Source organism: Dyadobacter sp., from assembly GCF_017744695.1.
Classification (GTDB): Bacteria; Bacteroidota; Bacteroidia; order Cytophagales; family Spirosomataceae; genus Dyadobacter.
In genome coordinates, this window is the sequence record NZ_JAGIAS010000005.1 from 47,325 (window position 1) to 72,396 (window position 25,072).

Genomic DNA, 25,072 nt, shown 5'->3' on the forward strand with positions numbered 1-25,072 from the left:
GTCATTTCAGTTTCAGATATTGCTGTACAAGTTCTTTTTTACGACGCGAAATCTCGATCCGTGAACCGTCGGACAACAGTAAGAACTGGTTGTTATGCGTAACCTGTTTGATGTACTTGGGGTTTACGAGGTGTGATTTGTGGGTGCGGATGAAATTGAATTCCCCCAGCATTTCATCAAAGTGTTTCAGCGTTTTACTGGCAAGAAATGGCCGTTTCCCGATCAGATGAATGGATGTGTAATTCTTGTCGGCTTCCAGCCTCAGGATTTCGTCGAGTGTAAAAAAGAACACACCCTCGCTCGAAGGTACCGCCAGCCGGAAATCCCTGATATTCTTCTTCTCAATGTTGTGGACCAGGTTGTCGTACAGCTGCTGAGCATCTTGTTTAGGCTTACCTTTCACCTTTTCTATATGGCGATCGATGGCTGTTTGGAGTTCTTCGGGGTCGACAGGTTTCAGCAGGTAATCCAATGCGCTGAACCGGATCGCCTGAATGGCGTACTGGTTAAAGGCGGTCGTAAACACAATGTCGTAAGGCGGGTTTTTACGGGCCAACAGAAACTCGAAGCCGTTCTGATGGGGCATTTCCACATCCAGAAAAACAATGTCGGGCTGGAAGCCTTGAAGTACTTTCAGGGCTTCTTCAACCGATTCGGCATGCCGTACGTCGACTTCCTGTGTGACCGAATTGCTGAGGTAATGATTCAATACATTCCTTGCTTTCAGTTCATCATCGATAATCAGTGTTTTAAGCATAGTTCGGGGGTATTTTATAGTGTAAGATGGGTGTATTAAAAAGTAAAATCAGGTGTGATCGAGCGACATTGAGAGCTCGATCACGATCATAGTGCCGGTAGCAATGTCGTTGGGGCCGTACTTGTCAACGATCTCCACTGAGGCATGTTGACCTTGCCGGTCGATCAGCGTGAGGCGGTCCTTGGCAATTTGAAGCCCTTTGGATTTGTGTCGTTTCGTGGTAGCATTCCGCTCCTTGATTTCAAGGGATTTCCTTCGCCCGATCCCATTATCATCGATTGTGCATCTGAAGATTTCATCATCCATGCGCTCAAAGGAGATTTTTAGCTCTCGGTATCCATTTTTATGCATCAGCCCGTGCCAGATGGCGTTTTCGACGTATGGCTGTAACAGCATCGATGGTAAAAGGATATCATCGGCTTCCAGATCGTCGTCAATATCAATCGTGTACACGAAGCTTTGTTCGAACCGCATCTGTTCGAGTTCCAGATACAATTGAAGTACATTCTTCTCTTCCTCGATCGATACCAGATTTCGATCCGAATTATTGAGTACCATTCGGAAGAGCTTCGAAAATTTGTTGAGATACTTGCTCGCCTCTCCGTATTTCTGCGTGACAATGCATTCCTGAATGCTGTTAAGGCAGTTGAACACAAAATGCGGGTTCATCTGCGCCCGCAAAGCCATCAACTGGCTTTCTGCCAGCATCCGGTTAGTTTCCAGAAGCATGATTTCTTTCTTTGCTGCTTCCTCTTCGGCCTGCGCTTCGGCGATTTTGTTCGCGTTGATGGAGGCGATCGTCACCAGCGTCCGAGCCTGCTCCTCGGTGAAGAAGTTCTTTTTGGTATGTTCTGAATCCAGCACACCGATAAGCTTTCCTTCGTGGAGAATAGGGACCGCGATTTCGGAGAATTTGTTGGCGTCTTGTCTTATGTATCTGGGATCGCGGGAGGTGTCCGGTATAATTAATGTCTTTTTGATTTTTGCTGCGACGCCGACAATACCCTCACCTAATTCGAGTTCCAGGGGATTAAGGATCTCATTTTCGACCAGGTCCTTCGAGCCGTACGCAGCTTTTTGAACAAGCTTCTGTTTTTCGCCATCCCATAAGAAAACGGTACAATCTTCAAAATGCAATTGCGCCGTACAGCTTCGGACAATGTCCCAGCATATTTCGTTTACAGAGTTTTCACCATAGACGGAGTTCACAAAGTACTCGATTGTTTTGGCAAGCGCCCGTTTGTGCTTCCGGTTTAGGTAACTGTTGTAAGTCAGGTAAAGGAACGCACCCGATACGCAAGCTACCAGTAGCAGAAACCACCAGCTTTGCCACCAATAGGGTAATACTCGAATTTTTACCATGGCAACCTGGCGCATCCATTGCCCGTGCTCGTTAGTGCTCCGAACTTTGAACAGATAATCTCCTGCTGAAAGGCCGTTGTAGCTGACAGCCATATTTCTGCCCGCATTAACCCATTCCTTGTCAACTCCTTCCATCTGATAACTATACTGCAAAGAAGGAATATCCCGATGTTTCAAGGAAGCATATTGAAATGTAACAAAATCCTTTTCGGGCGGTAGAACGAATGATTTTGGAAGGAAGTCGGAAATTTCATCTCCAAAAACTTTGACGGAGGTAATGTGCGGCGGCTTCTTGACCGGTATGCGCGCAAATTTCATTGGGTCTATCACAACGATGTGATCGAGCATCGCGGCATAGACATGATCCGGCGTAGCGAGTACGTAATTCCAGTAGTCCTGTAATGTCTTTCCCAGGTTGATACGGACGCGCGTCACCTTTTTGGTTTTAGGAAAAAAGAATAATAACCCGCTGGGGCCGGCAGCCCAAATGGCACCCCGCTTGTCAAGTGCAATGCTGTTGATTTGCGTTGTAACAAATCCGTTTCGGGGTGTCAGGCTGTCGATGTATTGGCCCTTGTTATTGAGTTTATAGAGCCCGCGCTCCCAGACCGCCGCCCACCAGTTTCCTGCCTGGTCTTCCAGAAGCTGCATCGCATGAAAGCTGTTTTTGTCGGGGACAGGAATGACCGAAAACCGCTCTGTCCGTTCGGAATATCTGAGAAGGCCTTCACCTTTGGCAGCGAAGAGTATATCTCCATTACGCAATTTCAACGCGCTACGGCAAAATTTGTAGTTGAAGTTGCCGAACCGGTCATCCGTACCATCGAAACGGTCGCAAATATTGGTCTTTGGGTCAAACCTGTACAAAGCGTCATTGAAGATTTGAAACCATACCCTCCCTTTGTTATCAATTACCACAAAGTTGCCGGGGGGGAAGGGCTTCGGAATTTTGCTGTGGATAAACTTTCGAAGTTTCTGATCACCATTTCGTAGACTGTACAAACCTCCATCCCCACCAAACCACCAGGTGCCGGCCGAATAGGCTGATCCCGAAAATCTGTTCCTTAAAAGCACATCATTCGAGGCCACGTATTGCTGGAAGACTTTCTCGCTTTCGGTAAAAAGCACGAGACCATCCTCTTTCATCGAGATGATGGTGTCGCCCCTGACAGCCAGCGTGTTGTTGCTTGCAAAATTGACCTGAAGAAAGAATGGCCTGCTGGGTAACCGGTAAATAGATTCGAATGGGTTATTATAGGTGAGTTTGCTGAGACCGTTCAATGTCGCGAACCAGAGATCCTTTTCGTCGTCTTCTATAATATGGTAAAAGAAACCGTAGCCAATAGAGAAAGCATCATCCTGGCTGTAAAATAGCTTGCGAATAGGCTTTCCCGGCTCTTTCAGGTAGGCCGCATACATCCAGGTCGAAATCCATAACCTGTTCTGGCTGTCCACAAAAAGGTAATTGGCGCCATCCGTTGAGCGGACTTTATCTAAATACAGGTAGGAAGTGTCGCTCGGAACGTTGGGTTTGGAGAAATGCAGCGAGAAGCCGTCACTGGTGCTATACCACAAATTGGCATCGTTATCGAGCGTGATGGCTGTTACCCATTTCGTCTTTAATATCGGCCACCTGTGAGGATTGTGGGTGCTGTCATAGACGGTCTTATTTTTGAAATCGATAAAAAAGCATTGGTGACCGCCAACCCAGAAACCTTTTCGCGTCTTATCCCAGCAAAAGGCGCTTTCGGCGGCAAAAGCTAGGTTTTGATCGGCCATGCGTTTGGTCCAGGGAAACAGGTCTGTTAGTTTCCATATTTTGACGCCATCATAAACAAAGATTTCGGTGCGGCAGATGAACCACAACCGGTGGTCCCCGTCTTCCTTGACAGAAAGAATGGGCTTCCCTTCAAGTGGCTTCCAGCGCGGATCAGGCCGGTATTTGCCGGTTGCCTTATGGAAGAGTTTCAGGCCGCGGGACGTGGCGACGAGCAAATTTTGGCCGTCGTCCATCGGAAGGATGCTACGAACTTCCATGTTATGGGCCGTTCGTAAGTCATCGTAATACTTGATCGTGTTCCCATCAAAGCGGTTAAGCCCATTCACTGTGCCTATCCAAAGGAACCCGTCAGGATCCTTATACAGGCAACGAACATCCTTCGCGCTGAGCCCGTCTTCCTCTCTTAGGTTCTGGAAGATAACCTGCGCTTGGGACGCGAACGACCAAAGAAAGCAAACGAGCCAAATGACCTGGAAACGACGCATGTAAGGGGTTGATTTTCCGCTGAACATGTAAGGTAGCGATAAGGAAAATCAAAGTAAATATTGATGAATAAATGGCAGATATGGGTTGATTAACGGGAATTGGGTTTCAATGCGAGCCGTGAAACAGGAGTTAGGACAGCCCAACTAATTTGACCATTCAATCACTGATAGCTCGCCGTTCACACATCTTATTTTTATTACCTGTTCCTCTGGATAAAATTTGCTTAAGACACCAGTGGTAACCTACTATTCATCAAAAACTGATCATGTCATGGGACTCTATCTGACAGGCCTCCTAATCGATTGTACCGCGGTAATGGCGGTAGGCAGTTATTATTTATATTATATGATAAGCAAGAAAGAACCTGCGGAGCCCAGGCATTACTTCTGGATTGTAATGGCTTCGATCAGCCTGGTCATGTTTGCTTCTTTATACTACATATATGCGGGAGACCTGACCACGGCATCGATCCTGGCGTGGGTAATGGCCGTGCCGGTCGTGATCACTGCCATCTTCATCATACTCATCATCATTTTCCGCCCTAACTGGAACTAGGTTCACGCGAAGTAGCAGATTGTATATAATAGGTGTAAGGAAAGCAAGGCCGTGGCAAGTTTGTCGCGGTTTTCTTTTTTACGGAAAACGTAATGAATAGTGAGGTTTTCATTGATAATTACGGTATTAGAAAAACGGTTTTTACAAGAAATACCGATGGTTTTTTAATCGCTACCTTATGATCATCGGATTCTTTTTGGGTGGAATGGTGGGTTTAGATTTGTTCATCGAAATTTAACTCAGCTGAACAAATGAAAACAGATAAGAACGTAAAGACCTCCTCCATTCAGTTTGAAATTGATTTTCACTCAAACGTAAATTAGTTATGAAGAAGTTTTTTTTACACACATTATTTAGCCTTTTGCTCTGCGTAGGTGGAGTATTTGCGCAAGATTTTCCGAAGACATATACAAGTTCACCGTGTACAAATTGCACGCCTCCCGGTTATACAATTGTTACGGGCGGTCCTGTTGCACTTTCTAATATGAATGGTTTGGGTGGAAGTTTAGTTAAGCCATGGCTGGATAGTTTTTCACCTCCTCCTTCGTCTGCCAAAGCCATTGATAAAAATTATGGCAATGTTTTTTTAAGCCTTCGTCATAACACCGTTCAGAAAGATAAATTAAGGGCTGATGTGGGAGGGTTCGAAGCAGGGAACAAATATACTTTACATTATTATGTGATGACGGCGAGAGCAGACCTGACGACAGGGACTTCGGACTATGCTGCATCGGCAACAATGGAGGTACAAACTGCGAATTCTGTTTCCGTTTCTAGCAAGACTACGACATTTTCGCAAGGGGTAAACGTAAACAAGTGGATAGAAGAGACAATAACATTTGTTGCGCCTGCTACTAATCTTGTCTTTTATTTATCAGGGATGTCGAACCCTCAACAGACTGCCTATGTCAATTTCGATATTTATTCTAAGCCTTTTGATTGCGTAGTCCCTGGGGGGCAAGTTGAGCTTTTCCACGGTGGTTCTCAATCCACGCCTTTTAGTTGCGCGACGACCAACCTGTATGATCTTATCAAAAGTACTACGCCGGCTGGGGCTACCCCGGTGTGGAGCGTGAATGCTAACAGCAGCTATCCTCCGCTGACAGAAGAACAGGCAAAAGCTGCTGGAACCAAACCGTCAGGCCAGTATTACTATGCATTTTATAAAACGCCAGGCGGCTGTTACAATACAGATGTGTCGACTGCAAAAGCTTCTTTCACGTCGACACCAACACAGGTATCACTAATAGCTAATCAAAGAGCAATTAATTGCATCAATCAAACCAGTGTCGATCTTAATGCTCAGGTAACACCTACCAGCTACAAGGTGCATTGGTTTACTAATGACGCGCATCAAGGGAGCCCAATAGCCAATCCTCAATCAGCGCCCGTGGGAGACTACTTTGCATTCTATTTTGATTCGAAAAATAATTGCTATTCGGTAGACAAAGCCGCTGTCAGCGCAAGATTCTCTGTTACCGGATCCACAATGTGCTGTAATGACCCAAACGACCCATCTAATCAGATTCCGGTGCTTAGCACTGATGTAAAAATTACTGCCCCAGCCCAAACGTATGATTTGACGAAACTGGTCCCATCAAACATTTCGTTGCCGCCCAATACGGTTATCGAGTGGTATACCTCTGAAAATCACTCTGGATCACCAGTTTCTGATCCACAGCATGCTGGACCTGGAAAGTACTATGTATTTGCTCACGACCTCGTTAATGGTTGCTTCAACGTTCCTCTTTCAAAATCTGCTGTCAATGTTGCTAAGGCTTGCAATGCGGGCACCACACCGGTTGCCTTGAAAAAAACACTCGGTTTCTATTGTGAAGTAGGTGAGCCCGCGATGAACCTAAATGATTTCGTGAATGGTGTACCGCCAGCAGGTACAAGTGTGGTATGGTATACAAATGATCAGCACACAGGGAATCCAGTTTCAATGCCGACGTCAATGGACTACCTACCTGTTTACTACGCATTTTTTTATGACAATGCCAATCAATGTTTTTCACCTCCCTCGCAACTTAAGTTACAGAGCAAGCAAGTGCCTATAAATTGCCCTTACGAGGATGGGTGTCAATTTTCGACATGTTCCACTGGTAATGTGAATTTAAACGCCTTGCACGTCGGACCTGTACCAAACGGCTGGGAGCTCAGATGGTACGGTAATCGTAAGCACACGGGGACGCAGGTTGCAACACCCGATAATGTAACAGAGGCAGGCGACTACTTTGCGTTCTATTACAATCCTACTAAGCAATGCTATAACAAATCGGGAGTACAAGACAACGGCATTGACGACTTATCTAATAAGAAAATGACGGTTGTTACCGAACCATGTGCCGGACCACAGTTGGATCTTCGCGTCGTACTGCAAGGAGCGAGGTCAACGGGCAGCGGGGACGATATCATGCGAAATGACTTGCAAGTTTATTTTGGAAACGCAGGATTATTACCAACAAACAGTCCCTACGGTGACCCTGCGACGTGTCCCGATATAAATAATCCGATAAAGATGGGCAACATCGCTGATTGGATTAAAGTAGAAGTTAGAGATGCAGTTGATCCGTCCATTCTACTTGAATCGAAGAGCTTAATTCTACAAGCAAGCGGCGTTGTAGCTAATCTGGACGGCACCGCGCAGCCTTTCTTCACCAGTCAGCCGAAGGCGGTAAGGATTGTTGTTAAACATCGGAACCACTTGGCGGTAATGAGTAATCCGATTCAGGATTTTAGCTCGGGGGTTGTTAGCTATGATTTTACAACTGCCTTGTCGCAAGCTTCCAACGAGTTTGGCGATCCACCGCAGATGGTTCTGAAAAATGGAATCTGGTGTATGTGGGCAGGTGATATAAATGCTACTCAGGATCTTGGCGTTGATGCTTCTGATGTAAATCAAGTGTTTCATAAAAACGAGCTAGCTCCGGTTGACGTCTACTCCATGTTTGACCTTAATATGGATGGAGGAGTTGATGCTAATGACTCTAACCTTATCTATTCCAATAATTTGGCAGCGCCAATTTCTTCACTTGTTAACTATTAATCGAACACCCTGTATGAAAAAACATTTAAAAATTTTCGCACTCCTTCTGTGCGTTAGCCTTATGTCGAATTTATGTCGTGCGCAGACGACCCCAATCGATCAAGTTGCACCCGGGCCACACATTTTATTTGAAACGAGAAACTTTGTCGTGACGAATGACCCTGTCGTCGGCCCCACTCTTAAATTTGATCTGTATATGTCGGCTAGCCAAACTTACGTGAACTATCTTGTTGCGAATGGGGTTCAATATGGGTTTCAAAGCGGGGATGTTGCCTTTGACCTAGATTTCGGTTCTGACGGTACTTCGGGAGATGTAGGGGTGCCACCCACCCACACAATTGTGAAGGTTAGCAATCAGTTGAGTGACGTCCAAGCTCCCGCGAGTTTACTGAAGGGCCCTGCTCCAGCAGGGTACGATACCCGCTTTAAATTTACATTATACAGGACCAACATGTCCGACCCACTAACGACAACGCCAACGCACGTCGCAACGGCAACGATGGGTTGGGCCCCCGGCACGGTGATTGGGACGCCGGGAACAGGTCCGGGGGGGGCAAAAATACAATTGCGATGCGCCGCTTCTGGTTTCGGAACAGGATTGTCGGGTTCAAAATGGGGAGATCTAAGCGGAAACTCTGCTAATACAGTCGGACCGAGTGCAGGGCTTTCCACTCCACTACCTGTTAAACTGATTGATTTTTCCGCTGCCCGTGAAGGCAATACTGCTACACTCAGTTGGTCAACATCAGAAGAATCAAACAGCGACTATTTCGAAGTCCAGCGCAGCGGAGACGCCAAAGCGTGGGAAAAATTGAAAACCATCGCAGCGAAAGGTGAGAGTTCAGTAGAAGCACACTATTCAGCGGTGGATGATAACCCGATGAACGGAACTAACTTCTATCGTCTGAAAATGGTAGATAAAGATGGAACATTCGCTCTCAGTAAGATTAAAAGTGTGGACTTTGAGCTGAAAACCGGATATACACTGTTTCCTAACCCGATAAGCGACAAGCTCAATTTTAAATCCACCGAAGACTGGAAAAACGTGACCAGCATTAAGATATACAATGCACAAGGCGTTGAAGTATATACATCACCGTCAGTGCCGGTGAAAGAGGTAGATGTAAGGACTCTCCCCTCTGGAACCTATGTAGTGAAACTTTCGCGAAAAAGTCAACCATCCCAGAGCTACAAGGTTGTCATAGCTAGGTAGCAGTGGATGGGGTGTGGAGAATTCATTCAGGATGATGGCGTGAGCGCCTTTCTTCGTCACTTTGAGGCGCCGCGCTGTCACTGAATTGTAATCTTTAAACATTTTCTTTATTTATGAGAGCGAAACTTACTTTTATATTCCTGGTATTTTTCATTACAGCATGCCAAAAAGATAAAGAATGTGTACCGCCACCGTTGGCAGAACATATTGTGAATAGCTGGAACGCCAAGTTGGTTTCAGAAAAAGATAAATCACAAGAGTTGAAGTTCGAGAGCGACGGCACTCTCAAGGAAAGTAAAGGGCTCATATTTGGAGCGGCTGGTAAACCTATTTGCACCTGGGAGGTAGAAAATGGATTTGTTATTTTAATTGGGAGGTTTACTAATGGGAACATCGAGCGATATGAATGCGCAGTTGCCAATAGAACATGTGATCAAATTGTGTTGGAGATTGAGGGGGTTGATCAGATAGAGTTAAATAAAAAATAGGGCAAAATAAAATAACATATACTATGAAAAAAATACTTTTAATAGGTTTAGTAATCACAGCAATTACATCCATCGTTGCAGTGAACTTGTATTCATCGAAACCAAAACCTATTTATTAAAATCTTTCCAACGCTATTTTAATTTATATCCTACTCAATTTGTTCATACGATGAAAAGATTAATTCAGCGTTGGTTTGGGCTGTTCTATCTGGTTGTATTGAGAAACAAAATTAAGTACTTCTAATGACCTGATGGAGCTCTGTAAATAAAGTGTGTGTTAGTGCTTATTCCGAACGCCATATTTGTGCGTTCGGAATTTTGTTTTTATAAATCGCTAGATCTCGGAACGATAAATAGATCCGGCGGGCGTCCGGTTTTGAAAGGCGGGCCGGGGAGTAGTGAGCACCAGCCCTCGCCCGCACAGCACTGGCATAACGCGTAAGAGAAGTTACATTAAGTCAAAATCAGCACTTTATCTTGGGAGTAAAGAAACTATTATGTAACTTTTACATCTAATAACCCACTTCCATCATATCTCACCACTCAACGATGGCCATGCAATGGGCCGATGAAGAACGAAGGCAATGACCGCTTGCCGGTCAATGGATAGTACTACCCGGCAAAAGTGACCGATTTTGTACTAAAACCATTGTCCAACGAAAGTATTGGGTCATCTTTGCTGATTTTTCAGTTAGATTTAGAACCTTTGTAGCTTATTCGTGATAACTATTTCTACATAATAACCGCATGTGGAGATAGGAATAATCCAGTTGGCGTGGGTTGTAGCGTGATATTCTGTACCCTTCTCTTGCTAGAAAATGGAATTTATTATCGTAGACGACAGTGTTTTCGATCAGTTTACCCAGGAAAAGCTACTATTAAAAAGTGGCTTAACCGAAACCGTAAGGACGTTTAGTTCGGCGCAGCAGGCGATAGACCATCTCCGGACCCAGGACGCGGATATGCCTGATACGGTGATTCTGCTCGACCTTCAGATGCCTGGGCTTAACGGCTTCGAATTCACCGAGCAGTATGGCCTGCTACCCAAGGCGGTCCGAAAGCGGATTCGCCTGTTTATGATTTCGTCTACGGTAGATGTTTCCGACATTGAGCAAGCCGAAGCCAACCCCTACATCATTCAGCTCTTGCCAAAACCCCTTGAAATACCGCTACTCAGGGAGCTTCTCAAATCATAGTACATCCGCCACACACAAATCCGCAAAGCATTTTCGTCTCGGGACTTCAAAAGTTCGATACCTTGTTTCCGCAGATTTGATGGCCGCGGCAGCTGATAAATTTCCCATAGTTTAAATCGAAAGTCCGGTATCGTTGTGGCTATATTTGCTTGGTCATTAACCCGAGATTATCATGTCTTTCCGAAGATTCTCCATTTTTCTACTCTTTGCTTCTACGATGATTTTTGCAGTTTCTTGTAACCGACCTGCGGGTACACCCCATGAGGCGGCCGAATTGCTCACTGCCGTGCCGCAATGGAAGATAGAGGAAATCGTAGTCAACGACGCGGTCACTTTCAAAGATGGCAAAATGACGCAGCAATTCGGTGGCATCGACTTTCAGCGGTACATGGAAACCGTCCAGGTGAAAAAGGACGGCGTGTTTTCGGGTATTTTCAAGGGAGAATCGACACCTTTTTTGCTCAAATGGCAAGTGAATGATCAAAATATCACGATCGGAGCGTCGGAAGGCAGTGGTAAAGGAGAATGGATAGTGCGGCCTGACGACGTCAGAAAAGACTCCTTCATCATGAAAACACAAAGCACCGCTTACGACTATCCGCGGATGACCACCATTGCCTTGAAATTCAAAGCGGGAAAATAACATTTACCTATACCAAATCACCATGAGCAAGCTCGACAAAGCCTTTGAACTTTTTGACAACTATAACAAACGCTCTCCCGGGCAGGTCGTGTGGGAAAATGTGGCATATCCGGTCGAGTATTTTTATGCCCTGAAACTCTTCGAGTGGGTTACGAAACTAGATCCGGAGGCAGATGAAAGTCTGCTTTTGGCATCTCGCTGCCAGCATATCGGCCGCTGGGAGATCGCGCGTAAAAGTTATCCGGACGGCCGCGTAGGGTATCTCAAATGGCGGAGCGACCTCTCCAAGTACCATGCAGGAGTAGCCACTGAAATTCTTACGAATGTGGGTTACGATGAGGAAACGATCAGCCGTGTAAAACAGATCGTTCTTAAACAGCGACTCAAAAGCGACGCAGATGTACAGACTATGGAAAACGCCCTCTGCCTGGTTTTCCTTCAATATCAGTACGACGACCTGATCGCCAAAATGACCGAAGAAAAAATGATCGACATTCTCCGTAAAACATGGGGTAAAATGAGCGACCCGGGCCGAGAAGCGGCCTTATCGTTGCAGTATAGCGATATCGGCAAGGATTTGATTTTAAAGGCATTGAAAGAAGACTGATACGAGGTCAGGATATCTCCCGGGAAGGCATTCAACAGAAAAGAGCAAGGCTGAGTTGAGCCTTGCTCTTTTCTGTTGAATGCCTGTTACTTCCTTGCGGTATCCCGCGAGCCGTCCAGGCTCTGCGCGACCTTTACTAGTTGCACAAATTCGGAGCGATAGCCTTCTTCGTCTTTTCCGAATGCGCTTCGCGCGCGTTGTATCACATCCGCATATGTGGCTTTTCCCTTGTATTCAGAGCTGCGCAGCAGTAAGCCGAACTCTGCTACTGCGCTGGCAAAGCGCAGATTTTCAGTGCATTTTTCGAAAGCGACCGACGTAGCTTTTACCGGGAGGTCGAAAAGAATGCTTTTCTCGCTGTCGGGCTTTTTGTACCGGACTTTAACGGTCATCATTTCATCGCTGTGGCCGGTCGGGTTCGCATTATTTTGCTGGTATTTCAACGCATCGGTCGTTCCGATGTACGAAGTCTGGGCGCCTTTTGGCACAATTTCGTAGATGGCCGTGACGGTATGTCCTGAACCCATATCGCCTGCGTCCTTTTTGTCATCATTGAATTCATCGTTGCGCAATGCACGGTTTTCGTAGCCTATCAGGCGGTATGCTTGCACCTGCGCAGGATTGAATTCGATCTGGATTTTTACATCTTTGGCAATGGTGAACAACGTACCGCCGAATTCCTGCACAAATTCCTTCCGGGCTTCCTGAATGTTGTCAATGTAGGCGTAGTTGCCGTTCCCTTTGTCGGCCAGCGTTTCTACCTGGCTGTCTTTATAATTTCCCATTCCAAAACCCATCACGCTGAGGAAAATACCCGCTTTGCGTTTTTCTTCGATAAGTTTCTGTAACTCGGATTCATTGGAAATACCCACGTTAAAATCACCATCAGTTGCGAGGATCACGCGGTTATTGCCTTTCGGAAGAAAATGCTTTTTGGCCAAATCGTAGGCGAGCTCAATGCCTTCGCCGCCCGCTGTTGAGCCGCCTGCGTCTAGTTTGTCGAGCGCATCTTTAATGGCCCTCTTTTCGCTTCCGGCGGTTGGGGGCAATACCAGCCCGGCAGAACCTGCATACGCCACAATTGAAATTTTATCCTCTGCACGAAGCTGATCCACGAGCAGCTTGAAGGCTTGTTTAAGCAGGGGGAGTTTGTTTGGGTCGTTCATCGAGCCTGATACGTCGATCAGGAAAACCAGGTTGGAGGCGGGCAGATTTTCCGTAGAAACCGTTTTGGCCTGTAACCCGATGTGCACGAGTTTCAATCCCGGGTTCCAGGGAGAATCGGTGGTTTCGGTGGTGATGGCCAAAGGGTGCTCGCCGGCGGGTTGAGGATAGTCATAATCAAAGTAATTGATCATTTCCTCGATCCTGACAGCGTCTTCCGGTGGCATTTGACCGTTGTTCAGGAAACGGCGCACATTACTATATGCCGCTCGGTCGACGTCGACGGAGAATGTAGTCACCGGTTGCTGTCCAACTGAGAGGAAGCCGTTTTCATTGATCGGCTTGTAACTTTCGGTGGGAAGCTGCATTCGCATTGCAGTTCCTGAAAATGTGGCTGGTGCTGCCGATACCCTGTTAAATGCCAGTGATTTTTCTACCTGTCCCGGTTGCACCGGCGAATCGAATCCTTTACCCGCTAATTCTTCTGTTTTCAGTATTGTTTGGGTTAAAACAACATTCAAAACGGAATCCGACGTAACTGGCATTGTTAAAGACTTGTAACCGGTTCTTTCGAAAACCAGCGCCCTTGCCAGGTTGGGTACCCTAATCGAAAAACGGCCGGCGTGGTCGGTTAACGAGCCGGCGCCGCTGCCCTGAATGGAGACTTTCACGCCCGTTATGGGTGTATGCGAGCCGTCGGTCACGGTGCCTTTAATGACGCGGTCGGGCAATAATGCGAAGGCGCTCAAAAAGATGGCCAACAAAATGATTACTCTTGTTTTCATGGTTTTCGGATTGTGATATTTATCCGCTGGATGCATGCCGGCAGGTAATTCCATAAAAGTTTTTAGGATTTTTTTATGGAATTTTGATTCGACCGCATCCAGTAATCAGAAGGCGGAAAAGACTCCCCACGCGACGTGAAATTTTTGAAATTCTTTCAGGGTAAGGTCAAGGAACCGGTGCCGGAAGCCGACAGGCTTGCGGAGTACCGGCGTCATGGCGACGTCGCGCTGTTGGGAGCGTTGTATGAGCCTTATATGGATATGGTTTTTGGGGTGTGTTTCAAATATCTGCGCGATGAAGAGGAGTGCAAGGATGCCGTCATGCAAATATTCGAGAAGTTGATCTTCGATTTAAGGCATCACGAAGTTGCGAATTTCAAGAGTTGGCTGCATAGCGTTGCGCGGAACTATTGTTTGATGAAACTCAGGACAGAGCGGGTTACGGTAGGGCAGGAACCGGCCAGTGAAAGGGTACAGGAATCGGTAGATGAGCCCGCTAACGACGAGGATGTATTCATGCTGGAAGGACAATTGAATGCATTGGATGAATGCCTTCAAAAGCTGGCAAGCGAACAGAGGGTCAGCATAGAATTGTTTTACCTGCAAAACAAATGCTACCGCGAGATTGCCGGAGAAACCGGTTTTGAAATGGGCAAAGTGAAGAGTTACATTCAGAACGGAAAGCGGAAGCTGAAAATCTGCATAGAAAGCAATGGCAACTACTAACGACCTCATACCAAATTTCGAAGATTTCGAACGCTATTACAGCGGCGAAATGTCGCCGGCCGAACAGCGCTTGCTGGAAGGGCGGATGCTCGCCGAACCGCTCGTGGCAGAGGCTTATGATGGGTTTTTAGCCTGGCGCAAGCATAACGGCCGCATTGCAGGCGTCCGCGCGGATTTACATCAGCGCTTGCACGCGCGCGTGGAACGCACCGACCGGAAAGCCCTGCCGCTATGGGCATATGCTTCGGCGGCCTCAGTGCTGCTCGCAATGTTCAGTTACTGGTTCGTGTTTTTGCGCGATCAAACGGTTGAAGTACAAAAGCCCTCGGTTGCGGAAAAGCAGGAGCAGGTAAAACGGTCCCCCATTCAAGCAGATAAAACAGTCGAGGCGGCCAGTCCGGCTGCGGTTGCACCGGTGGCCCCGGCCAAGGTTGCATCGGTTCCGAGCCAGCCCCAATTGGCGCATGACACCAACATATTACCAAAACCTGAAATAGCTTTGGCACCTTCTGTGCTGGCTGATGTCGCCGTTCAAAAGGAAGTGGATGGTGTTGTATTGGAAGACTCTTCCCCGATTAAAATGGAGGCGACGCATGTGCCTCCACGGCCTGTTGAGACTTTGACGACGCCTGGTGCGGCGCAGGCCGCCGGTAAGTCGATGGCGGCGCGGACCAGGGTGGAGCGCGAGCATGCCGATACGCAGTATCTGGTTGCTTCCCAACCAGTATCTGCCGAAAGGAAAACCTATTCTATAACGATCCCTTCCGACACTTTGGCACCCATGCCGGCCCAGGGGTGGGAGGCCTACCGTGCTTATCTCGAAAAAAATACGGGCTCAACTTCCACAACCGGGCAAATAATGGTGACATTTTTCGTCAGTTCCACAGGTGTATTGTCCGGTTTCGTAGCCAGCGGCCCCGAAGAGCTTCACAAAGAAGCAATCCGTATCATCAGCAACGGTCCCGCCTGGGTACCCGCGCGTACGAAAGGAATTCCTGTCACATCCCGGGCCGAAATACGGCTTCAATTTCGGCAATCTCAATAATTCTGTTCAAATCAGACGATTAAGCGGTTACTTGTAGAAGTAATTTTAAAAATTTTCCAAAATAGGACAGTTATTTTTTGCGATCTACGCCGCAGTATTTAATTTTACTACAAGCCGTTAACTGCTCATCTCTTGCTTTTTTACTAAATCTGAACTTGCAGTTTATTCCCAATAGTCGCTTAATGGCCATTTCCAGACCGAGTCTTGTTCCAGGCGCTGGCGGATGATACAATTTTCTGGTTTAATTTTGTTATGGCAAGTGTTATGACTAATTCTACGAAATAATTGCCCGCTTTTTACAGTAAGATACCGAATAATTGCCCACTTATACTCAACCTATGGACAATAGAAAGAATCTGTTGATTATAGACGACGAACCCAGCATTACCAAGATACTGGAACATTTTCTCAAAAAGGATTTCGATGTAGTGATCAAAAGCGACGGCTCCGAAGGAATGCTGTGGCTCGAAGAAGGCAACCATGCCGACCTCATTATTGCCGACCTTCACATGCCCAATCTGAGCGGCAAAGAGTTCCTGAAAGTGGCGAAGGCCAGTAATCTGTATTCGGAGATACCCATTATCATACTTTCGGGTTCGGACGAGAGCAGCGAGCGAATCCAATGCCTTAATCTGGGTGCGGACGATTTTATGGTCAAGCCGTTCAACCCGATGGAGGTGCATGCGAAGATCAACGCCGTACTGCGGCGCAGTAAACGCTTCTCTTAAACGACGATATCATGGAACTGGCCGGCACAACGACAGAAACGGTAACGGCGGGCAAAACCTACGTTGCCCAGTTCAGGGTTATTTATGTCCATCATGACTTTCAGGAATACCTCCGTTTTACAGAGCGTTTTGCGGAATACCTCCAGGTGGAGTATTTCGATTCGCCTGCCGGTGCCCTGGAAGCATTAAGGGAAAACTATCCGGCTGATGTAATCGTTGCGCACGACGGAAGCGGCGGAGTTGATCTGCTCGACACGATCCGGAATAGTGTAGGGTTCGGTAACATCCCTTTCGTATTACTGGTCGACAAACTTTCCCGGCAGGCCATCGATTTGGCGCGGGCCAGGCATGCCGACGACGTTTTTTCCATAAACTTCGATGACGGGGACCTTATTACCCGTATCAAATACTTCAAAAAGCGGCAGTGGTACGTTGCCAATAAAGCATCCCAGAAAATCGGTTCACAAGGACACAAGACGCCGCTTTGGAAACGGGCGATCGACGTTGCTACGACCGGCACGGCGGTCATTCTTTTGTTGCCGGTGTTCATTATTGTGGCGATCCTGATCAAGCTGGACTCAAAGGGGCCGGTTTTCTATAAGTCAAAAAGGGTAGGGAGCGGCTACAAGATTTTCGATTTGTACAAATTCAGAACCATGCGGACCGACGCCGACCAGCTGATCCGGAAAATGGCTGCATTGAATATGTATTCCAAAGCTGAGCCCGTCGCTCAGATCGAAACACAGGGGCTTTGCGATGAGTGTCGTGCGGGAAATCAATGCAAAAGCCTGTTGTTCCACGACGGGAAAGAGATTTGTGAAAAGCTTTACCAGTTCCAGAAGGATCAGAAGGCCGCATTCATGAAATTTCAGAACGACCCGCGTATCACGCGCCTGGGAAGCTTTCTGAGAAATTCGAGTATTGATGAGCTGCCGCAGCTGATCAACATTCTCAAAGGCGATATGTCGCTGGTAGGTAACCGCCCGCTGCCTTTGTATGAAGCGGAAAAAATGACCACCGACGATAAAATCCTGCGTTTTGCGGGGCCAGCAGGTCTTACTGGCTTGTGGCAGGTGACTAAACGCGGTAAAGGTAAGTCGGATATGACCGAGGAGGAACGTACGCAGCTCGATATTACCTATGCCCGGGAATTTTCATTTAAAATGGATATGGAAATCATCCTGAAAACATTCCCAGCGCTGTTGCAGTCGGAGAATGTGTGACGGGGCGAAACGTATGTCAGGGCGCCTTTACCCAGTCGTTGTATTCGGGATCATATTTTTTGATAACGCGTGCGGGATTGCCCACGGCAACCGAATAGGGCGGTACATCTTTGGTCACGACTGCCCCGGCAGCGATTACCGAATGCCGACCGATGGTAACACCCGCGGTGACAACGGCATTGGCGCCGATCCAGCATTCGTCTTCAATGACAATGGGCGCCACGCTGACGCCCTGTTTATGGATCGGCTGCCGGACATCCTGATAATTGTGGTTCAGGCCGCTGGCAACAATATGTTGGGCGAGGATCACATCGTTGCCGATCGTAACCGGGCCGATAATGACATTTCCCAGGCCGACAAGCGAGTTGGCACCAATACTTACAGCCCCCACGCCATTATTGATTGTACTGAAATCCTCGATCATCGAATTGTCGCCGATCGAAAAGGGATTGAAAGGCAGCACGTCCATCCTTACCCACCGACGGATGATGACATTTTTGCCCCTTTTATGAAAGAAACGGTTCAGAAATACCCGGACCCAGAGCCTTGGACGCGCCTGATTGGTTGGGATCAGCATCCAGTGGACAAATTTTTTTAACCCCGGACTATTCCGGATTTGGGCGGATAAGGACATTTTGCCTAGATTAGTGAGATGTAGTAATATTTTTACCAAAAATATTTTGTATTGCCGCAAAGTCAAGCGAAACTGATTTTAAATAAATATTTACCCTGATATGCCGATAAAACATGCCGCTTTTGGGCTCCTGCTTTTTTTGACGATCCAAAGCGCCCATGCCCAGGAATCTTTGAGCAAAGATGTGGACTATGCGTACCTGGATAAATTGATTGCCGTCTGCAAGGCCAATTATCCCAAAATCAAGATGTATCAGGCGCATGTCAATGCCGCCGAAACAGGCGTCAGAAAGGCGAAACTGTCGTATTTCGATATTTTCAACTTCTCCTATTTGTATGTTCCCAAAAATGACCGTGCGACGCCTGTATCTGCTTCATTTCCTTTTACTTATCAATTTGGGTTTTTCGTCAACATCGGGGCTATCCTGCAAAAGCCGGCCATGGTGAAACAGGCCAAGAGCGAACTCGCCTCGGCAGAGTACGACAAGCAGTCGTTTGATTTGAACATGGAAGCCGAGGTCAAGAAGAGGTATTTTACTTACATTCAGAAAAAAGCGGTGTACCGGGTGCGCTCGAATGCGGCGCTCGACGTCGAAAGCATGCTCGAAAGTGTGAAGAAGCGCTTTGAAATGGGACAGGAGACGCTGGAAAAATATAACCAGGTGCTGGTGATGCAAACCGATCACGCGCAGAACCTGCTCAATACCGAAAGCGAGGTTTTGATTGCCAAAAGCAGCCTGGAAGAATTGTTGGGACAAAAATTAGAAGATATCAAATGACGGAGGTTGTACAGTTTTTAAGATTGCTGCAGAGGAACAAGATCACACTTATACTGGTCCCGCTGATCACCGTTATTGTCTGCTATTTTCTCGTCCGGCGATTGCCGGATACCTACGAGTCGCATGCGCGTATCGCGACCGGGCTGGTCGATAAAACCGATCAGGTAGTAACCCGCGCAAGGGATGAACAGGATCAGCAGATCGCGCGCAAGTTCGAAAGCCTGATCCAGGTCATGCGACTGAAAAGAACCCTCGATCAGGTGTCGTACCGGTTGATCCTGAATGACTTGAAAGGACTGAAAGACTCTACCTGGCGTGAGCCGGTGCGTGAGCTGGAAGAAATGAGCAAGGCCGACAAAGCGAAAGCCATTACGCTCATTACCCAGAAGTACCAGAAGCGTGAGGAGCTTTTTTTGTGGAAACCCGAAGAAAAAAAGCTGAACGACATCATCACAGAGATGGGCTACGGCGCGAATACCCTGCGCGAGAAGCTGATCATTTACCGCACGGGAGTAGGGGACTATATCGACATCCAATATGAAGCGGAACACCCGGATCTGGCCGCGTACGTGATCAACACGCTCGCCCAGGAGTTTATTTCCGATAACTCTTCCCGCGTGGTGGGGAACAACAAGAGGACGATCGACTTTCTGGCCGCTTTCATGCAGCAAAAATTACAGGCGCTGAATGACCGGATGAATACACTGAAAAACTTCAAGATCCAAAACCGGGTATTGAACCTGAACGAACAGGCCAAGAGTATTTACGGGCAAATGGCCGATTTTGAAACCCGCCGCCAGATAGCTCAGAAAGATATTATCGCCTACACTGCTGCCATCGGCAATATCGACAGGCGGTTCAACCCGACGGAGCGCAAGTACTTCGAGAGCGCATTGACGGACATTAATCAGAAGATTATTGCCACCAAAAGCAACCTGAAAGCGCTGAACGAACGCTACATTCTGAGCAATTTCGACAACCGGATGAAATTCAGTCTCGATTCGTTGCGGAGCCGGCTTTCGGAGGAGATCAACGAAGCGACGGATAAATATGCTTACAATCCGATGGTTGTCAAGCAGGACCTGGTAACGCAAAAACTAGGCATGGAAATATCGCTGGAACTGGCGAAAAACAGCGTAGCGTCGATCCAGGGCGAGCTCGATCGCCTGAACCGCAAATTCGACGGGCTGGTGCCGAACGAAGCCAAGATCCAGGAGTATGAAACGTCCATCGATATTGCGAGCAAGGAATACATCGAAGCATTACAGCGCTACAACGAGGCCAGCCTCGAATTCAGTTTCCCCGTATACCTGCGTCTGATCGAGCGCGCGATGCCTGGCGAGGTGCAGGCTTCGAAGAAAATGGTGCTGGTGATCCTATCCGGGGTGATCAGCTTCACATTCTGCGTGTTTGTATTCTTTATCCTTTTCTACCTGGACAAATCGATCCGGTACCCGCTGCAACTCGCCAACGAAACAGGCAAGCCCGTGCTCGGTTACCTGAACGTGCTCGATAAGGACTCGAACCTGAGCCTTTCGGGGATGAATGCGTCCGACGACAAGGCTGTAAGGCTTTATAAAAACCTGGTGCGATCGATCCGGTACGAGCTCGACAATGAAATGAGCGATCCCAAGATCATCGCCGTCACCAGTCTCGGCTATGGGGTAGGCAAGACCCCATTCGTCATCGCGCTGGCCTGGGCATTCTCAAAGATCAACAAGACGGTACTTATTATTGACGGGAACTTCGCCCAGCCGGATATTTCCAAGCTGAATCCGGACAGCACACCATTTGAAAATTTTGTCAAGTCCAATAACCTGCCGGAAGCGACACCGGGGCAGATCACCATTCTGGGCGCTAAAACCGGCGATATTTCCGTGCTTGAACTGGCCGACGAAAAAGTGATCGGCGAGCGCTTGCAGGCATTGAAAACACGTTTTGACATCATCCTGATCGAAACCGACTCCCTGCGCGCGATGAACAGGGCCAAGGAATGGGTGACCTTCTCGGATATGGTTGTGTCCGTTTTCGCGGCGGGGCATTCGATCGGCTCGGAAGATCAATCTAAAATACAGTACCTCGACGGCTTGAACGGGAAATTTGCAGGATGGGTGCTTACCAATACTGAAAGCATTCCCGAACAGGCCGGAAGAGTAGCTAAACCGGTAGAGGCATGAAAATCCTGGAATGGATAGGACTGGCGATTCAGGCGGCGATCGGGTATAATCTCGTATTTCCGGTGTTTTTGCTGCTGATTTATGGTATCAGAAAGGCCCTCACATCCCCGAAACAGGCGGCCGGCAACGCGCTGCCCGATTACGGCATTATCGTAACGGCCTATGAGTACACCGCGCAACTGCCTGCCGTTGTGGGTTCGCTGCTTGAATTGAATTACGATCGCTATCACATTTATGTGGTTGCCGACAAATGCGATATCAGTAACCTGCATTTTCCAGTCGACAAGGTTGCATTGCTGCGCCCTGAGCAGGTTCTGGGCAGCAATACCCGCTCACATTTTTACGCGATCCGCCGGTTCATCCGCCCGCACACGCACCTGACGATCATCGACAGCGATAACCTGACCGATCCCGAATACCTGAACGAGCTGAATGTATATTTCAACCAGGGTTATGAGGCCGTGCAGGGCGTGAGAGAAGCCAAAAACCTGGATAGCACTTATGCCTGCCTGGACGCCGCCCGCGATATTTACTATCATTTCTACGATGGGAAAGTGCTGTTCGGGGCGGGCTCGTCGGCCACGCTGGCAGGGTCGGGGATGGCGTTCAGTACCGCATTGTATGAAAAAGTGCTCGGCCATCTGGACGTAACCGGCGCCGGCTTCGACAAGGTTCTTCAAGAGGGGATTGTGAGCCGCGGTTACCGCATTGCATTCGCCGGGAAAGCCATTGTTTACGACGAAAAAACGACAGGTTCCGATCAGTTGGTCAAGCAGCGCGCCCGCTGGATCAACACCTGGTTCAAGTATTTTGCATACGGCTTTAAAATTCTGTTCAGGGGCATTGCCCGTTTCAGTCTCAATCAGATACTATTCGGATTGGTGTTGCTGCGGCCACCTTTGTTTATATTCCTGCTGCTCTCGGTGTTTTTTATGCTGCTCAATCTGCTGATAGCGCCGGTATTGTCGCTGGTATGGCTGATCGGGCTGGTTGTTTTTGTGCTTGGTTTTTACATTTCCCTGAAAAGCTCGCCTACCGATCCGAGGATCTACCAGTCGCTGGTGAATATCCCGAAGTTTATTTTCTATCAGCTCACGGCGCTGGTGAATGCACGACGCGCGAACAAGATTTCGGTAGCTACACGCCAGGAAAACAAGAGTCAGGGCTAAAATCCCCGGTTACTATGAAAATTTACCCGGATAAAAAGGTCAGCGAGCGGAAAAGAGGCTTCAACGAGCTGACGCCCATGCAGCAAAAAATACGTCAGGCGGCATTGCTGCTGGCGTTGGTGAGCGTATTTATCTGGTTTGTCAAAATATTGTTCTTTTAGTGGAAGACATTCAGATTCATATTCCCGGGAAAAGCAGCGAAGGGCTGAGCCGTTTGGAAAGACTGCGCGCGCTCTTTGATCGCAAACTCACCGGACTGGTCATTTTACTGTTGATCTCGGTCGTATTCGGAGCATTGATCGCCTACCAGGGTATTATGGCCGGGATAGGTATTCTGGCGCTGATGTTCGGCCCGCCCGTGGTGTACGCCATTGTGGCGTTTCCCGAGTTTGGCATTACCGTGCTGCTACTGCTGGCTTATTTACTGTTTTTCGTAGGCCGGCTTGGTGTGAATTTTCCGCTTGGAACCGTCATGGACGGCATCCAGGGATTGCTGATCCTCGGCTTCTTCATTCATCAGAAACGCAGGCCCGACTGGAAAGTTTTCAAAGGGCCTATCAGCGTAATGATCCTGATCTGGATCGTTTACAACCTGATACAGGTCGCTAATCCGGCGGCCGAATCGCGGCTGGCCTGGGTGTACACGATTCGCGCTGTGGCGATCGTGATGCTGACCTATTTCGTGTTCATGTACCAGATCCGCACGGTTCGGTTCCTGCGCTTTTTGCTGAAACTCTGGCTCGGATTAGCGCTGTTTGCCGCATTGTACGCCTACAAGCAGGAATACATCGGCTTTTCCGACGCTGAGCAGGCCTGGCTCGACTCGGAGGGTGTGGCCGACCTGCTTTTCATTGCCGGCCACTGGCGCAAATTCTCCATCTTTTCCGACCCGGTTGCATTCTCTTACAATATGGTGGTGAGTAGCATCATCTGCATCGCATTGCTGACATTCGTCAAGAAAACCTGGCAGAAAATAGTGCTCGCGCTGATGATCGTGCTGTTTTTCTCGTCGATGCTTTTTTCGGGTACGCGGGGCGCGTATGTGCTCATACCTGCGGCGATGGTGCTTTTCGTGATTTTGCGGATCAACCGGCAGGTACTCATTTTTTCGGGTGTTGCGGGGCTGTTTTTTGTTTTCCTGATCTTCGTCCCCACTACCAATTCCAACATTGTCCGGTTCCAGACGGCGTTTAAGCCGAACGATGACATTTCGTTCCAGGCCCGTAAAAACAACCAGAAACGCATTCAACCCTACATTCTTACGCACCCGATCGGGGGCGGGCTGGGCGCGACCGGCGCGTGGGGGCAGCGCTTCGCGCCTCAATCGTACCTGGCCAATTTCCCGCCGGATAGCGGGTATGTCCGCATTGCGGTGGAGCTGGGTTGGGTAGGCTTGTTCCTGTTCTGCCTGCTGATGTTTTTTATTTTAAGGGAGGGGATTAACAATTATTTTCTGATCAGGAATCCCGAGCTGAAAACCTATTGCCTGGCGATGCTATTGGTCGTGTTTGCCTACAATGTGGGCAATTATCCGCAGGAAGCCCTGGTACAGTTTCCTTCCAATATCTATTTCTACCTGGCAGCGGCTATCATTAATATTACCCGCATTCTCGACGAACGGGAGCAGAAAGCGAAGCATAGCCTATGAAGATCGCCCATCTGATACTCGCGCACGCGGCACCGGCCCAACTGTCCAGGCTCATAGATGCGCTCGAACACCGGGATGCGTGGTTTTTTGTTCACCTGGATCAGAAAGCGGACATTCATGCATTTTCATTCTTGCAGAACAAAGAGCGGGTAATACTCGTGTCGGGCCGTGTGGACGTCGGCTGGGGCGCTTACAGCATCGTGGAGGCAACGCTGCGCGGTTTTCGTACGATTGTGGGTTCGGGCATTGATTTTGGCTATGTCAACCTGCTTAGCGGCGCGGATTATCCGCTGCGGCCCCCGTCGGAAATACATGATTTTTTCGCCGGGAATACCGGGGAGAATTTTATGGAATACTATTCAGTCCGCAACGAATGGACGGAAGCGATCCCCAGATTGACTGAATACCACCTGACCAATTATAATTTTCCGGGTAAATACCTGGTGCAGAAATGGATGAACAGGCTGCTTCCCCCGCGTACAATGCCTGCCGGACTCGAACCCGTGGGGCGGTCGCAATGGATGAGCCTGACGCTGGATGCGGTCCGTTACGTACTGGAGTATCTGGATGGGCATCCCGGAGTGGCGAAGTTTTTCAAGCTGACCTGGGCCCCCGATGAAATCCTGTTTCAAACTATTTTGTATAATTCGCCCTTCCGCTCTTCACTCGTGAACGATAATTTGAGGTATATTGACTGGTCGAAAGGTCAGGCGAGCCCGAAAGTACTCACCGAAGAGGATCTGGAAAATATGTGGACATCGGGGAAACTGTTTGCCCGCAAATTCGATCTGGCGCGGTTTCCGGCGGTGCTGGGGAAGATCGACAGGAAAATTCAGGACCATCACTATAAGTAACCGAA

Annotated in this window: 21 protein-coding genes; 17 read left to right on the top strand and 4 right to left on the bottom strand. The window is 48.2% G+C overall.

The features are described from left to right. Position 1: 1 nt before the first annotated feature. Positions 2–757 (bottom strand): LytTR family DNA-binding domain-containing protein, encoded by a 756-nt coding sequence (locus J7619_RS18565; RefSeq protein WP_291201797.1) that lies wholly within the window; start codon positions 755–757, stop codon positions 2–4. Between the two features lie 48 nt (positions 758–805). After that, entirely contained in the window at positions 806–4,384 is a 3,579-nt protein-coding gene (locus J7619_RS18570) for a histidine kinase (RefSeq protein ID WP_291201800.1), read from the bottom strand. Between the two features lie 271 nt (positions 4,385–4,655). On the opposite strand from J7619_RS18570, the gene J7619_RS18575 reads away from it, so the two are divergent. From J7619_RS18575 to J7619_RS18605, 7 genes are all read left to right on the top strand, one after another. Then, positions 4,656–4,940 (top strand): hypothetical protein, encoded by a 285-nt coding sequence (locus J7619_RS18575; protein ID WP_291201803.1) that lies wholly within the window; start codon positions 4,656–4,658, stop codon positions 4,938–4,940. Positions 4,941–5,265: 325 nt separating this feature from the next. Further along, the gene (locus J7619_RS18580; protein WP_291201806.1) at positions 5,266–7,989 is read left to right on the top strand and encodes a hypothetical protein; all 2,724 of its coding nucleotides are present in this window, start codon (positions 5,266–5,268) and stop codon (positions 7,987–7,989) included. 13 nt (positions 7,990–8,002) lie between these two features. After that, positions 8,003–9,202 carry a T9SS type A sorting domain-containing protein gene (locus J7619_RS18585; RefSeq protein ID WP_291201809.1) on the top strand — a complete coding sequence of 400 codons (1,200 nt, stop codon included), beginning with the start codon at positions 8,003–8,005 and terminating at the stop codon, positions 9,200–9,202. Positions 9,203–9,315: 113 nt separating this feature from the next. Next, entirely contained in the window at positions 9,316–9,690 is a 375-nt protein-coding gene (locus J7619_RS18590; RefSeq protein ID WP_291201812.1) for a hypothetical protein, read from the top strand. An 818-nt stretch (positions 9,691–10,508) separates the two neighbouring features. Next, the gene (locus J7619_RS18595) at positions 10,509–10,886 is read left to right on the top strand and encodes a response regulator (RefSeq protein WP_291201815.1); all 378 of its coding nucleotides are present in this window, start codon (positions 10,509–10,511) and stop codon (positions 10,884–10,886) included. Positions 10,887–11,058: 172 nt separating this feature from the next. Then, entirely contained in the window at positions 11,059–11,529 is a 471-nt protein-coding gene (locus J7619_RS18600) for a hypothetical protein (RefSeq protein ID WP_291201818.1), read from the top strand. Between the two features lie 22 nt (positions 11,530–11,551). Beyond that, a complete protein-coding gene (locus J7619_RS18605) occupies positions 11,552–12,136 on the top strand; it encodes a DUF4202 domain-containing protein (protein ID WP_291201821.1) in 585 nt (194 codons plus the stop codon). A gap of 86 nt (positions 12,137–12,222) precedes the next feature. Here J7619_RS18605 and J7619_RS18610 read toward each other — a convergent pair whose 3' ends face one another. Continuing rightward, a complete protein-coding gene (locus J7619_RS18610) occupies positions 12,223–14,085 on the bottom strand; it encodes a von Willebrand factor type A domain-containing protein (RefSeq protein ID WP_291201824.1) in 1,863 nt (620 codons plus the stop codon). A 135-nt stretch (positions 14,086–14,220) separates the two neighbouring features. Between J7619_RS18610 and J7619_RS18615 the strand changes: the two genes are divergently transcribed. The 4 genes from J7619_RS18615 to J7619_RS18630 all read left to right on the top strand — a co-directional run bounded on the left by J7619_RS18615 (position 14,221) and on the right by J7619_RS18630 (position 17,807). Beyond that, positions 14,221–14,811, top strand: a complete 591-nt coding sequence (locus J7619_RS18615) for an RNA polymerase sigma factor (protein ID WP_291201827.1) — start codon at positions 14,221–14,223, stop codon at positions 14,809–14,811. Beyond that, complete coding sequence (locus J7619_RS18620) at positions 14,798–15,856, top strand: hypothetical protein (RefSeq protein WP_291201830.1); 1,059 nt, start codon at positions 14,798–14,800, stop codon at positions 15,854–15,856. The genes J7619_RS18615 and J7619_RS18620 overlap by 14 nt, the downstream gene beginning before the upstream one ends. Before the next feature lie 338 nt (positions 15,857–16,194). Further along, positions 16,195–16,584 carry a response regulator transcription factor gene (locus J7619_RS18625; protein ID WP_291201833.1) on the top strand — a complete coding sequence of 130 codons (390 nt, stop codon included), beginning with the start codon at positions 16,195–16,197 and terminating at the stop codon, positions 16,582–16,584. A gap of 11 nt (positions 16,585–16,595) precedes the next feature. Then, positions 16,596–17,807, top strand: coding sequence for a sugar transferase (locus J7619_RS18630; RefSeq protein ID WP_291201836.1), 1,212 nt, complete (start codon positions 16,596–16,598; stop codon positions 17,805–17,807). A gap of 16 nt (positions 17,808–17,823) precedes the next feature. Here J7619_RS18630 and J7619_RS18635 read toward each other — a convergent pair whose 3' ends face one another. After that, positions 17,824–18,441 (bottom strand): DapH/DapD/GlmU-related protein, encoded by a 618-nt coding sequence (locus J7619_RS18635; RefSeq protein WP_291201840.1) that lies wholly within the window; start codon positions 18,439–18,441, stop codon positions 17,824–17,826. A gap of 100 nt (positions 18,442–18,541) precedes the next feature. Between J7619_RS18635 and J7619_RS18640 the strand changes: the two genes are divergently transcribed. The 6 genes from J7619_RS18640 to J7619_RS18665 are packed head-to-tail and all read left to right on the top strand — an operon-like array spanning position 18,542 to position 25,067. Then, positions 18,542–19,219, top strand: coding sequence for a TolC family protein (locus J7619_RS18640; RefSeq protein ID WP_291201842.1), 678 nt, complete (start codon positions 18,542–18,544; stop codon positions 19,217–19,219). Then, on the top strand, positions 19,216–21,396 hold the full coding sequence (locus tag J7619_RS18645; RefSeq protein WP_291201845.1) for an exopolysaccharide transport family protein: 2,181 nt from the start codon (positions 19,216–19,218) through the stop codon (positions 21,394–21,396). Before J7619_RS18640 ends, J7619_RS18645 begins: the two co-directional genes overlap by 4 nt. Next, a complete protein-coding gene (locus tag J7619_RS18650) occupies positions 21,393–22,565 on the top strand; it encodes a glycosyltransferase (RefSeq protein ID WP_291201848.1) in 1,173 nt (390 codons plus the stop codon). The genes J7619_RS18645 and J7619_RS18650 overlap by 4 nt, the downstream gene beginning before the upstream one ends. 14 nt (positions 22,566–22,579) lie before the next feature. Continuing rightward, the gene (locus J7619_RS18655; protein WP_291201851.1) at positions 22,580–22,726 is read left to right on the top strand and encodes a hypothetical protein; all 147 of its coding nucleotides are present in this window, start codon (positions 22,580–22,582) and stop codon (positions 22,724–22,726) included. Next, on the top strand, positions 22,726–24,213 hold the full coding sequence (locus J7619_RS18660) for an O-antigen ligase (RefSeq protein ID WP_291201854.1): 1,488 nt from the start codon (positions 22,726–22,728) through the stop codon (positions 24,211–24,213). The genes J7619_RS18655 and J7619_RS18660 overlap by 1 nt, the downstream gene beginning before the upstream one ends. After that, on the top strand, positions 24,210–25,067 hold the full coding sequence (locus tag J7619_RS18665) for a beta-1,6-N-acetylglucosaminyltransferase (protein WP_291201857.1): 858 nt from the start codon (positions 24,210–24,212) through the stop codon (positions 25,065–25,067). Before J7619_RS18660 ends, J7619_RS18665 begins: the two co-directional genes overlap by 4 nt. The last annotated feature ends 5 nt before the right edge of the window (positions 25,068–25,072 follow it).